The sequence below is a fragment of the Hirschia sp. genome (assembly GCF_058892565.1).
In genome coordinates this window covers 143,457-155,767 of sequence record NZ_JBZXVU010000019.1, presented here as the reverse complement: position 1 = coordinate 155,767, position 12,311 = coordinate 143,457, and the positions used below count along the sequence as shown (strand labels likewise).

Below are 12,311 nucleotides of genomic sequence, written 5' to 3'. Positions count from 1 at the left end.
CATGAATGTTTTCATATAATTGCAGCGACAAAATGAGGGTTCTAGTCACTGTGGCCGTGATTAGAACCCTTTGTTTTGAGGCATAGAATAAGTTGGATACATATGAGAGGTGCTAAGACCTCTATTTGCCTTTTATTTCCACCGTAAAGCTAGTTTTTGCTTTGTTGGGAGGAAGGGGAAATGGACTTGCCCTGCGTATTAATTTCAAAGCTTCTCTATCAAACCGGTTTGATCCCGAACTTTTTGAAATCGAAATTGCTTCAATCTGACCGTCTTGTGTAATGGTGAATGCAACGAATGCTGAGCCAGGGCTGGTTGCACGCGGTTTTTTGCGCCGTGCTAAGTGCTGCAATACCAGACCTTTATAATTGCTTTCTGCCGCGTTGCCGACTGCTGTGTTATTGTGTTTGCGGTGTGCTGATTGTGTGGCTGCACTAGAGAAGTTTTGTGCTTTTGATGCTGCCAATTTGGTTTCATCATTGGGATGTTTTTTATGTGTTGCTGCGGATGATGAGGTTTTACCTGCATCTTTTGCATTTTCGGGGTCGTTCGTTTTTGTCGTGTCGGTTTGAGATGTTTGTTTGGATGTTGGGGGTGTCTCCACGCTCTCTTTAACTGCAGCTTTGGTTTTCGGTAGAGGCGTTGCAGGAAGCTTGGGAATTGCAATCTTATCCTGTGGAATTTCTGGCTTTAATTCTACAGGCTCAGGCGGCTTTGATTTGGCTGCCGGAGGTTTGATTGATGTTTTTGTGTCCTTGATCTGTTTGCGAGGTGGAGGTGGGCTTTTTTGGGTAGGCTCCTCTGTGTCGTCTGCTTTCGTAGATGGGGTTGCTTCAACTGAGTGAGGGATGTTGAAAGAACTATTCCAATTTACACTCATCGAACTACCAGCGACTAACGCCGTTTCTGGTTCTGCTTGCGGGGTAATTATGAGCAGACTAGCATGTGCAGAGCAGGCAAATGTAAAACAAACGCTCGCTTTTAAAATTTTAGAACGGGTCATTGGGAAATATTCTCCGTCATTATAACTATCTGGAAAGCGCCCTGAGTCTTAATTTCTTTGATCCGACTTAATAGGTCACGCGCTGGTAGGTTTTTGTCGGGAAGGATTTTTATCACCGAGGTTTCAGGTGGCTGGCTCTGTAGGTATTGATGCAAGCTAACATTGTCCTGCCCTTCATGAGATAGCGAATTGTCTTGCAATATTATGAGCGCATCAGGAGGAACACAGCATTCTAGATCTGATGTTTGAGTGAATTCCAAAGAGTCATGTTTGGGACCAGAAAGCGAGCCGGCGACCATGAAAAAAATCAAGATCAGAAAAACGATATTGATCAATGATATGATCGGTTCACGTTTGGAGGCGCGTTGAACTTTTCTCATTGCGGCTCCATTACATTTATCTGAAGTCCATCAATGCCATTTAGCTGAGTTAATACCGTTGTCAGTCTCTGGGTTGAAACATCTTCGTTTACCGATATTGCAATTAAAGTTCGGCCCTTCGCCTTTAAAGCTCGAATATGTCTGTAAGCTAAATCATCAGACTGCTCGCTCGTGTTTAACGTTACTTTTTGAGCGCCGATATTGAGCCGTATTATGTCTTCATTTTGAACAGATGATGTCGATTGAGAACCGCTGCTGATTTCGATTTCTGAGAACTTTGTGAATGTGGATGCCAGCATGAAAAAAAGCAGCAGAAGAAAAATTACATCTATGAGTGATGTAATTGATGTTCGCTTGCGGACATACGCACGTTTAAGCGCCATATTGCGAAACCTCTGCTGTATTGATTTGAGGTTCTGCAGCTTGAGGGGTGTCTAGTGTGGATATGGCGTGCTCAGCAAAGCGACGTTCATTGTCCATTTGTGCCTCAAACCAAGAGAGTGCAATTGATGTCGGCATTGCGACGGCTAATCCCGCAGCAGTCGTCATGAGAGCAACCCAAATACCACCCGCAAGAATGGCTGGGTCAACTTGGGAGCCTGCGCCTTGCAATGCTCTGAAAGCTTCGATCATCCCAAGAACGGTTCCAAAAAGGCCGAGTAGGGGCGCGAGTTGTGCAACCATATCCAACGTTCGAAACCCTCGTTCAAATGGTTGAAAAGCTTGTTCAGCCTCAGATTCTAATCGTTTGCTGATGTTCTCACGGCCATGAAGCGACATACCCAATTGTATCATGGGCATTAGACAATGCTTGCTCGGCTCAAGCGCACTTTTTGCTGGATCTTTCAGCCCATTATCCCATTGAAATAAGGCTTGCTTTAGTAATTTGTGTCGACCAATCTCATTGGTATAAAATTGCCAAAGTTTATAAAGGATCAGCGTGAATGTAAGGACTGAGGTTAGAGCCAGAATAACGAGCACAGGCCCGCCCATTTCATAAATTTTACCAAAAGAGCTAAAGTAAGAACTACCTGAAGTCATTTTGCGAATTTCCGATTGGATGCATAAGAATTGCTCTAAGATATGAATGTTGAAAACAGGAGCAGACCCTGTGTTGGTCGCTCCTGTTTTCGTTTCTAAATTAGAACGCTTTTGAGATGGTCACTTTCAAATTGCGACCGATCGCAGGACGTGTCGCTATTGCTGGAGTGTATTTTTGGTCTAGAGCGTTCTCTAGTCCAATCCGCAATGAAGAGCCTTCCAAGAAGCCGTTTTGGGGCGTAATGGTGGTGCGCAAATTCGCAGTTACATATCCAGTATCGATTGTGCCATTTGTATCGAGTTCATCAACGGCGACGATCTCACCACTTACATCTATGAGTCTGCCAAAGCGTTTCCCGAGGGTGAAGCGTACATTGTCTGCGATAGAATTTCGCCAATCAACTTGATTGCCAGAGCTTGTCGTTTCATCTGCATCAAAAATGGTTGCGTTCAAATCAGAGTAGAAACCGCTCGAAAGAGCATAAGATGTTTCAAGTTCAAATCCTGTTAGACCAACTTCTGTGACACCTGAGTATGAGGTCACATCTTCAAGCGTTGTATCGAAATAGTTTAGCTTAAATGACAGATTGTCATTTTCAGTGAAAAGGTTGCTTCGATCATAAGATGTACCGATTTCATATGTGTCAGCAACCTCTGGCTGCTCCATGTATACAGCGTTTTCTAGGTCATCAAGAATTGGGAGGTTTTCAGTGTGTGCATAGCTCCCAAATAGTGCAAATCCGGAAGAGAATTCATATCGTAATGATGCGCCGCCCATTAATGCATCATTTTCGTATGAAATCTCGCTATCATCATTGAGTGTGCCATCAATAGTGGATGTTTCATAGCGAACAGCCGGAGAGAAGCTCCATCCATTTAGCAAGTCGATTGTATCAACAAGGAATAGTGCGACTCGATCATCCGTTCCGCCGGGTGCAGAAGATGCATCAAGCCGATCTTTCTGGATTATTTCTGCACCAATTCTTAGATCATGATCAATTGATTCAGTACCTAGATTAAAGGTGTTTTTGACCGTCAGTTTTGTTGTTTCATATTGGTGATCTGCATTGATAACTGCAAATCCGCCAGGGTTCACACTTTCCTGATCAATCTCTTGGTTTGCATAAGTAAGTATAACATCTAGATCAATTAGATCATTTTCTTCAGGCGCATAGTTGTATGTCAAAGACGCTGATTGTGTTGAGATATCTCTATCAACATTACCAAATCCGCCGCCTGATAGACCAAATGAGTCATATGGCACATCACGGTCAGTTGAATTAGATTGTGTATAGCTAGCAGCGAGACTGTGTGATCCGGCGCTGTATTTAGCTTTCAACAAATATGAAGGTAGTTCAAATTCTGTATTGGTAATATCATTGCCGCTACCGTCTGTTTGAATCTCTTGCTCTTTCCAAGAGAAGTTTCCGAGTAGTTCAAAGCCTTCTGTGGGTTGAAGTGCGAGAGTACTTGAAGAATTGAAACCATTGCCATTGGAGGCGTAACCGAGTGTTTGGCGGAATCCGAAGCTATTGCCGTCTTTAATCATGTCAGAGGCATCAATTGTTGATAGTTTGACGACACCACCGACAATACCTGATCCGTATTCGAAACTACCTACCGTTCCGCGAATGACATCTACACTCTTGAATAAAGCTGGATCAGTATAAAGCTGCGTTCCAATGCGATATAATTCTTCAGAACCGACGCTGGCACCATCAATTTGAATGGCTACTTTTTGATCCGTACCGTAGGTGCCGTTTGCACCGAAACCACGAATATTGATACCTGATCCAGACGGGGTCGAGCCGTTCACAAGTGAAACACCGGGCACAGAGTCAATTAATTCAGCAATTGTGCCTGCTTGGCGGTCTTCGATTTCCTCTTGATCAATTGTTGTGATGGGCGTCGCGGTATCTGTTTGGACGTCACGCTTACTTTCCCCCAAAGTAAGTGTCCCTAGAAATTCCCCATCGGATACTTGCGCTGATGTGTTTTCAATCTCTTGTGCCGATGCAACTTGATGTGCTGCCAATGCTACGGCCATAGCGGTTGCGCTTTGAAATACCAGTTTCTTTATCATTTTATCCCTCTTGCCCAAAAGGCAATTAATAATCATTCTCATGTGGCCGTGAGGAGGGTCTACTCTTTTCGTAGCGCATATGCAACTGCGAATTATTCTCAAATATGCGGAAAAAGCTAGATATTTAAAATTTTAACGACCTAAAAACGAGAGGCTGATCGACTTTACTATTTTCAGTGGAAGGTAAGTTTTGGTACTGCCCTTCTAGATTCGGAAATAGGATTGGTTAAAGCGCGGTTGAATTTGGCAGTATGAAATCGCGTCAAACTAAATGGATATTTAGAAGATCAAAAATCATCAAAGCAAAATTATATCACCTCAAGAATGTAAGACGGATGAAAACTGTCTCCTTGTGTGAAGGTTTTGTGAATTGTAGATTTAGCTGGTCATTTGCCATCTGAAACAGTTGCAAATTGTTAAAAAGCGAGTTCAGACGAAGCGGGTTGGATGGTCCAGTTAGTAGAGAAAGTACACAGGATGGAAACTCAAAGCGATCTTATGCGATCTTATTTGAGCTTGCGACCTGCTTTAAAAAGGTTTTTAAGGTCCAGATTGCCCTCTGACCAAGATGCTGAAGATTGCTTAAATGATTTAGCAGCTAGAATTCTGACTACCTCTTCTATCGAAGGCGAACGTAGAAACGTCCAAGGGTATTTGTTCGCAATGGCTTCAAATTTAGTGTCTGATTGGTTTAGGGCGTCGCACACTCGGAAGTCGGGAATGCATGTTCCCATCTATGATTTAGCGCTGACAAATGATGATACCTCTCTTGATGATAAGCTTGCTGGCAAAGAATCCTATCGTCGCTTTGAGGAAGGGTTGCAAAAATTGCCGCAAGATGAACGTGATGCTTTTGAATTACATCGTGTTCAATCAAGAACATTGCCTCAAGTAGCTGAGGAGCTAGATGTTTCGATTGCGCGGGTGAGGAAACTCATCAACAGGTCGCATACAAAACTAATGAATTATGTCTGGGCAAAATCATGACAATAAATAAGAATAAAGTGATTTCAGAACAAATTCTGGCTGAAGCTGTTGATTGGGCGAACCTGTTAGAAGTCGGTTTAGACGACAGTCAACAAATTCAGTTTGAGGCATGGTTGGCAAAAGATGAAATGGCAACAGAAGCGCTTGCTCAATATTATGCGCTTTTATCTCTCGCTGAACAAAAAGCCGAAAATACAGGTCAGGTCATTGCCTTTAATCGCAAGCCTAAACGGTCCACACCATATACAAAATGGGGCGCTTTGATCGCTGCTGGATTAGCGATAGCTATCATTCTCGTGCCTCAAATTGGCAGAAACGATGACCAACAGGCTCCAATACATCTGGAGGCAACCCAAAGCAGAGTTGATAATTACGAACTGGCGGATACGAGCCGTATCTGGTTGGACAGTAAGTCCGAAGCTATTTTTGAACAGTCATCATCCTCTCGTTTGATGGCGTTAAAGAGTGGTCGCGTGTTTTTGGATGTCGCTCATGATAAATCCAAACCATTCATCATTGATTCCGGTGACGTGCAGTTCGTCGTTAAAGGGACGTCTTTTGAAATTGATAAACAGGAGAACAAAGTAGACCTAAGCGTTGAAACTGGTTCGGTTGAGATACATTATGATGATGTGGTCACAGCGGTTGGCAGGGGGAATATTGCTTCATTTGATTTGAAAGACAGACGTTTGGAGTTGGCCCCAATCGATGAAAGCAAAATCGCGCTGTGGCGAGAAAATAAACTCTATTTCGACAATGTGTCGCTTTCTGAAGTCGTGGATGAATTTAATCGCTATTTTGAGGCCGGAATTATCCTGAATGACCCTGATTTAGGAGCAGAGAAAGTATCCGGCGTGTATGAAATTACTGGTCCAGACGCTTTCTCTGATACTTTAGCTGAGCTTTTCAGCCTCGACGTGCATAAAAACACACTAGGAGAGGTCGAAATTTCAAGAACCGAAGCGACTGATAAATAACTGACACAGTTCTGGAATAATAAGAGGCATGTAAGAGGGGCTTTGCATGTTTCGGAATTTATTTCTGGCGGCGAGTGTCGTTTGTATCAATGTTGTTTTGCCTGCTCATGCAGAAGATACAGTTTGGTTAGATTTAAAGCCTGACTTATTGTCAGACCAACTCCTTGAAATTGCCAAGATCTATGATGTTGATGTGGTTTTTAGGAATAAGGACACCGCCCACAAAACAAATGGTTATGTTGTGGGGCAGTTCACGACGCAAGAAGCTTTAGAAGCTGCCCTGTCTGGCTCTCAATTACGATTTCACCAAGATAAGCTTGGCTCTTACATAATTGAAGCTATTACAATAGATTCTGAAGAGAATAGTGCCCCACAGCTTCCCTCAGAAATTTTAGCCAATAAGGGTAATGATCAGAGCTCAGCAATCGCTCTTACAGGGTTAGATCCACTTGTGCTGGATACAGTTCTCCTTAAGGGGAGTATGCTGTCAAATATTCGATCACTGAAAAACAAACGCATAAGTGATACAATTACTGAAAGTGTCTTTAGCGATGAATTGGGACAGATTCCCTCCAACAATATCGGTGAAAGTATAAATCGGCTTCCTGGCGTATCTATGTTGGTTGAAAAGGGAGAGGGACGTTATTTCCAAATTCGCGGCATCAACCCAACACTTAATAATATAACCCTAAACGGAACCAATATTGGCTCGCCAGAGACAGAGAGCGGCGGTCGTCAGGCACCATTGGATATGATTGCCAGTGGTGTGGTTGACGGCGTTGTTATCCGAAAAGTCCGAACACCCGATATGGATGGGCAGGGTATCGGTGGAACGTTGGATGTCGAAACAAAATCACCTTTTGACCGCAGCAGTCATTTTGATGGGCAAGTATCTGCTAAATATGGGTTTGAAGAGATTTCAGCATTAGAGAATTCGTATGGAGGGTCTGATCCGTTTGCTTTGGAAACGACATTGTCGACAAAATCCAGCGATCAAAAGTGGGGGATGTTATTTTCGGGAGCCATGTCTGAAAGAGAATATGTTGCTTCAGGTATTTACCAAGATGATTGGTCTCAGATCAGGTCTGAAACAGGAGATAAGACTGGGACAATTCCGAATCTGATCAAAAATAATTATTATGTGATTGGCCGCAAAAGACGCAATTTGAACAGCGTTTTAGAATATCGGCCAAATGACACAAACAGATTTTATGCCACAACATTTTGGGCGCGCTGGGAGGAGTTTCAGCATCGCAATCGCTATGAAGAAGTTTTGGGACAAGAGCTTAGCTTCACTACGCCTACTACTGGCGAAGTGGAGAATGTAGCCGCAAATCTAAACCTGAGGCTTGAAGAACCAAAAAAGACGATATTTTCCATTGCTGGCGGTGGTGAACATCATCTTGATAACCTCGTTTTGAGTTATAAATTGAACTCAAACCAGAATCAGATATCCGAACCAAATGTATTTTGGAAGTTTGCAACAGATCCTATTCTTGGTCCAGAAAGTTTCATCATAGATGCAAAAGGGATTGTGCATCTGACGCCGCAAGAAGAAGCGTTGGACCGACAATCACCGACTTATTTTAAATTAGAGACGCTTGATCGTTTGGAAAGTGAGATGAAGGAGACATCTTCATCTTTTCGTGGAGATTTAGAATGGTTCTCCAGCGCTGATACATCATTGAAAACGGGCATTAAATATCGCTCAACGCACCGTGAACGAGATTTCTCAGAGCCGGTTTACCTCTCTGGAATATCGCAATTGAATCTGGCAACTTCCTCAAATTTCACACATAGCGCGTTTGAAAACTGCAATAAGAGCCTTTGCGCCCCCAACATATTATTGGACATCAACGCCTTAGAAGCATTCTATGCTGACGCCGCAAATTCTATCTATTTTCAGCTTGATGAAGAAGGGGAGTTTCAGGCTGAGTTTTCATCTGATTACATGGTAGAGGAAGATGTTTTTGCGCTATATCTTATGGGTAAAAAGGCGATTTCATTTGTTGATATAATTGCAGGGCTACGCGTTGAATCAACGCAAGTAGAAACATCCGGCTATTTGCTTTCAGATGGTGAAGCTAAACTAATCAAACAGAATGACAATTATACAAATTGGTTGCCAAGTCTTATCGCGACTTGGAATTTGCACGATAATCTGCTTGTCCGCACCAGCGTATCTCGCGCAATAGGGCGTCCAGATTATACAGATATCGCACCTCGTTCTTACTTGTATGAGAATGAGGCAGGAGAAGTCTTACAGATAGGAAATCCTGATCTCAGTGCGCGTGTATCATGGAATTATGATGCATCTTTTGAATGGTATCCAAATGATTTGTCATTGCTGTATGTGAATGTGTTTCACAAAGATATTTCTGACGACATTGTAGAGATTTCACAAACAATTGCCGGCGAAGATAATATTCGTTCAGAATTGAATGTGCGCGGATTAGACATTATTAGCGATGCCCAGATAAGTGGATTAGATAATCTACAAATACAATCATTTATCAATGCTGGAAGTAGCCGTTTGACCGGCATAGAATTAGGGCTAAATACAAGGTTGGATTCTGTCCTTCCATCCCTCTTTCGTGGTTTTAGCATAGCGGCAAATGCAACCATTTTAGATGGCGAAACAATAATTGATGGGCAATCATTTCCATTGCTAAATCAAGCTGATCACACATATGCATTGTCTTTCTTATACCAAAATAAAAAGACAGATGCCTCCATTTCCTATGCCTATAATGACAGTTATCTGACGCGTTTTGATCATGACAATCCAAACGATAATTTAAGCCAAGGCGAATTTGGGCGTTGGGATGCTAAGCTCTCATACACGTTTAACGATGGGGTCAAATTATTTCTTGAAGGCGTTAATCTCAACAATGAACCCACAACAGAGTTTCAGGGCAGTCGAGAAAGCTGGAACACTGAGCATGAATATGTAGGACGCACTGTTTATCTTGGGTTGAGCTACGGGTTTTAGAATTTTTCTGATCCGTGAGGTCGAAACTTCATTTCATAAAACTGTCAAACAGATCGCGAAATTCCTTCCGTCTTAAAGGTTGGAGCGCGATTGATCCGCTCTGATTTATACCTGAGGGGATACCATGTCTAAGAAAAACCTAGTCTTGAAGACGGCTCTGATTAAAACATCTATTTTAGCGCTTTCTACAGCTTTTACCTTGCCCGCTTTCGCGCAAGAGAACGTTCAGTCCACAGAAGACGAAACATCAATGATGGACACGATTGTGATTGAAGGTTCTCTTCTTTCACGTAAGCAGGGCATCATGGACAAGCGCGACGCATCTCAAATCATTGAGGCTTTAAGTGCGGATGAACTTGGTCAATTGCCAGATAAGAATGTGGGTGAAAGCCTAAACAGGCTTGCGGGTGTATCCATGCTCGTTGAAAAAGGTGAGGGGCGTTATGTTCAAATTCGCGGTATCAACCCATCGCTTAATAATGTCACAATTAATGGTGCAAACCTTGGGTCCCCAGAAGTCGAAGGCGGTGGGCGTCAAGCGCCTCTAGATATCATTGCCGGCGGTGTGCTGGGCGCTGTTCAGGTGATCAAAGCCCCAACACCTGACATGGATGCACAAGGTATTGGTGGTACGGTTAATGTCGAGACAAAATCTCCGTTTGACCGTGAAGAAAACTTCTATGGTTATGCAAATGTTCGTTACGGGTTTGAAGAAATTGAACCACAAGATAACGCATATGGTGGAACAAACCCGTATGGTTTGGATGCCACTCTTGCTGGTAAGACTGATGATAAAAAATTTGGATGGTTGATTGCTGGCTCTCTTTCAGACCGTGAATATATTGCGCCTGGTTTTTATCAGGATGATTGGGCAAAATATGATGCTGATGCAGCGGCAAATTCTGTAGGTGGATATGCGCCTGAAGCTGTTAAGAACAATTACTATGTTATTGGACGTAAGCGTTTAAACCTAAATGGGGTTCTTGAGTTTCGTCCGACAGATAACTCAAAATATTTCGCACGTGGGTTTTATGCAACTTGGGAAGAGTTTCAGCACCGCAATCGTTATGCCGAAGTTTTTGACAATGATATTGTGTTCACAAGTGCTGAATCAGGAACGTCTGGTGAAAACGCTATCCAAGCCAATATTCGCCTAGAAAAACCTGAAAAAGAAGTTTTCACTTTTGCTATTGGTGGTGAGAATATCGTAGATGCTTTGACTATAGATTATGAAGTAAACTCTGGTTCCAATAGCTTAGAAGAGCCTTATTCCTATTGGGAATGGGAAACTGGTGAGGATTTTGGTCCAAACACTTTCACAATCAATGGCGATGGTCTCGTCACCATCACACCTGATGCTGGTACACCGGACCGCCAAGATCCAAGCTTTATCAATTTTGACCGTGCGCGCTTTCAAAATAGTTCTATGGAAGAAGACACGCTTGCTGCGCAATTTAATGTCACTTGGGACATGAATGATCAAACCCAATTTAAAACGGGTATGAAGTATCGAAGCACTGAACGTGAATGGGATTACAGTCTCACACGTTATGATGGCGGCGCATCCGATCTGAATCTGGGATCATCAGATAGTTTCACAAATGGTGCATTCACAAACTGTATTGAAAGTGGTTGTCGTCCTAATATCCTTATGGATATCGATGCAATGAATGCATTTATTGCAGACCCAAATAATGCAGAATTTTTTGAACTAAACGAAGGCAATAATTTCTCATCTGAATTTGCATCTGATTATGGCATAACTGAAAACGTATTAGCTGGTTATGTGATGGGAAGTCATGATTTTGGCGGTGTTGAGTTAATCGGTGGTGTTCGCGTAGAAGCCACAGACATTGATAGCTCAGGATATCTCTTTGTTGATGGCAACGCTCAAGAAGTTGAGGATGGTGGTGATTACATCAACATACTTCCAGCATTGTTAGCCAATTGGGATGTTACCGATAGCCTGAAAGTTCGCGGTTCTGTGACACGTGCGCTGGGGCGTCCTGAATTTGATCAAATTGCACCGCGTTCTTCCTTCTCAGATGAAGCAGGGCAAGGGTCTCTTAATATTGGTAATCCAGACCTAGAGGCACGTGTTTCTTGGAATTATGATGCATCTATTGAGTGGTATCCAAACGAACTTACTTTGCTTTCAGCTTCTGTATTTATAAAGGATATCTCCAATGACATTGTTGGTCTTTCCGAAAAATATAATGGTGTTTCTGAAATCAATGCAGCGCTTGCAGCTCGTGGGTTGAACGGTGCTATTGATGTAGATGGTCTTGGGCTTGAAGAGCTGAATGTGTCTACAACTCAAAATGCAGGTTCAAGTGAATTGAAAGGTCTTGAGCTTATTGCTCAAACTCAATTTGATGATTTCTTGCCTGCATCGCTAGCCGGTTTTGGTGCATCTGTTTCTGCAACATTCCTTGATGGTGAAACGGAAGTGAATGGTGAAACTTTGCCATTGCTAAATCAGGCGGAACGTTCCTACGCATTCTCTGCTTTTTATCAAAACCACGGTATCGATGCTTCAGTGAGCTATGCTTACAATGATAGCTTTGCAACTGATATTAATTTATCAGATTCAGACTTTAATTTGGATCAAGGTGAGTTTGGTCGTTGGGATGCAAAAGCATCATATGAAGTCATGGAAAATTTCAAAGTCTTTGTTGAAGGTGTGAACCTGAATGACGAACCGACAACTGAATTCCAAGGCAGATCTGAACTTCGCAATACTGAAGCTGAATATGTGGGTCGTACTGTGTATGTTGGATTGAGCTACGGCTTCTAAATCGAACGATTAAAATATCATCCCACCCCGGAATCGGGGTGGGTTACTTTT

Annotated in this window: 9 protein-coding genes; 4 read left to right on the top strand and 5 right to left on the bottom strand. The window is 42.8% G+C overall.

The window, feature by feature from the left end; genetic code table 11:
• Positions 1 to 121: 121 nt before the first annotated feature.
• The 5 genes from AC5EF3_RS08190 to AC5EF3_RS08170 all read right to left on the bottom strand — a co-directional run bounded on the left by AC5EF3_RS08190 (position 122) and on the right by AC5EF3_RS08170 (position 4,507).
• On the bottom strand, positions 122 to 1,003 hold the full coding sequence (locus AC5EF3_RS08190; protein ID WP_493547682.1) for a TonB family protein: 882 nt from the start codon (positions 1,001 to 1,003) through the stop codon (positions 122 to 124).
• Entirely contained in the window at positions 1,000 to 1,383 is a 384-nt protein-coding gene (locus tag AC5EF3_RS08185; RefSeq protein WP_493547681.1) for an ExbD/TolR family protein, read from the bottom strand. Before AC5EF3_RS08185 ends, AC5EF3_RS08190 begins: the two co-directional genes overlap by 4 nt.
• On the bottom strand, positions 1,380 to 1,766 hold the full coding sequence (locus tag AC5EF3_RS08180; RefSeq protein WP_493547680.1) for a biopolymer transporter ExbD: 387 nt from the start codon (positions 1,764 to 1,766) through the stop codon (positions 1,380 to 1,382). The genes AC5EF3_RS08185 and AC5EF3_RS08180 overlap by 4 nt, the downstream gene beginning before the upstream one ends.
• Positions 1,756 to 2,424: a MotA/TolQ/ExbB proton channel family protein gene (locus tag AC5EF3_RS08175; protein ID WP_493547679.1), complete on the bottom strand. Its 669-nt coding sequence runs from the start codon at positions 2,422 to 2,424 to the stop codon at positions 1,756 to 1,758. Before AC5EF3_RS08175 ends, AC5EF3_RS08180 begins: the two co-directional genes overlap by 11 nt.
• A 100-nt stretch (positions 2,425 to 2,524) precedes the next feature.
• On the bottom strand, positions 2,525 to 4,507 hold the full coding sequence (locus tag AC5EF3_RS08170; RefSeq protein WP_493547678.1) for a TonB-dependent receptor domain-containing protein: 1,983 nt from the start codon (positions 4,505 to 4,507) through the stop codon (positions 2,525 to 2,527).
• Between the two features lie 447 nt (positions 4,508 to 4,954).
• On the opposite strand from AC5EF3_RS08170, the gene AC5EF3_RS08165 reads away from it, so the two are divergent.
• From AC5EF3_RS08165 to AC5EF3_RS08150, 4 genes are all read left to right on the top strand, one after another.
• Positions 4,955 to 5,494, top strand: coding sequence for an RNA polymerase sigma factor (locus AC5EF3_RS08165; protein WP_083773117.1), 540 nt, complete (start codon positions 4,955 to 4,957; stop codon positions 5,492 to 5,494).
• Positions 5,491 to 6,471 carry a FecR family protein gene (locus AC5EF3_RS08160; protein ID WP_493547677.1) on the top strand — a complete coding sequence of 327 codons (981 nt, stop codon included), beginning with the start codon at positions 5,491 to 5,493 and terminating at the stop codon, positions 6,469 to 6,471. Before AC5EF3_RS08165 ends, AC5EF3_RS08160 begins: the two co-directional genes overlap by 4 nt.
• A gap of 46 nt (positions 6,472 to 6,517) precedes the next feature.
• Positions 6,518 to 9,463 (top strand): TonB-dependent receptor, encoded by a 2,946-nt coding sequence (locus AC5EF3_RS08155; RefSeq protein ID WP_493547676.1) that lies wholly within the window; start codon positions 6,518 to 6,520, stop codon positions 9,461 to 9,463.
• 124 nt (positions 9,464 to 9,587) lie between these two features.
• Positions 9,588 to 12,260: a TonB-dependent receptor gene (locus AC5EF3_RS08150; protein WP_493547675.1), complete on the top strand. Its 2,673-nt coding sequence runs from the start codon at positions 9,588 to 9,590 to the stop codon at positions 12,258 to 12,260.
• The last annotated feature ends 51 nt before the right edge of the window (positions 12,261 to 12,311 follow it).

Bases quoted from the DNA above. Each gene is read 5' to 3' on its own strand.
- AC5EF3_RS08190 (WP_493547682.1), bottom strand. From the start codon at position 1,003: ATGACCCGTTCTAAAATTTTAAAAGCGAGCGTTTGTTTTACATTTGCC.
- AC5EF3_RS08185 (WP_493547681.1), bottom strand. From the start codon at position 1,383: ATGAGAAAAGTTCAACGCGCCTCCAAACGTGAACCGATCATATCATTG.
- AC5EF3_RS08180 (WP_493547680.1), bottom strand. From the start codon at position 1,766: ATGGCGCTTAAACGTGCGTATGTCCGCAAGCGAACATCAATTACATCA.
- AC5EF3_RS08175 (WP_493547679.1), bottom strand. From the start codon at position 2,424: ATGACTTCAGGTAGTTCTTACTTTAGCTCTTTTGGTAAAATTTATGAA.
- AC5EF3_RS08170 (WP_493547678.1), bottom strand. From the start codon at position 4,507: ATGATAAAGAAACTGGTATTTCAAAGCGCAACCGCTATGGCCGTAGCA.
- AC5EF3_RS08165 (WP_083773117.1), top strand. From the start codon at position 4,955: ATGGTCCAGTTAGTAGAGAAAGTACACAGGATGGAAACTCAAAGCGAT.
- AC5EF3_RS08160 (WP_493547677.1), top strand. From the start codon at position 5,491: ATGACAATAAATAAGAATAAAGTGATTTCAGAACAAATTCTGGCTGAA.
- AC5EF3_RS08155 (WP_493547676.1), top strand. From the start codon at position 6,518: ATGTTTCGGAATTTATTTCTGGCGGCGAGTGTCGTTTGTATCAATGTT.
- AC5EF3_RS08150 (WP_493547675.1), top strand. From the start codon at position 9,588: ATGTCTAAGAAAAACCTAGTCTTGAAGACGGCTCTGATTAAAACATCT.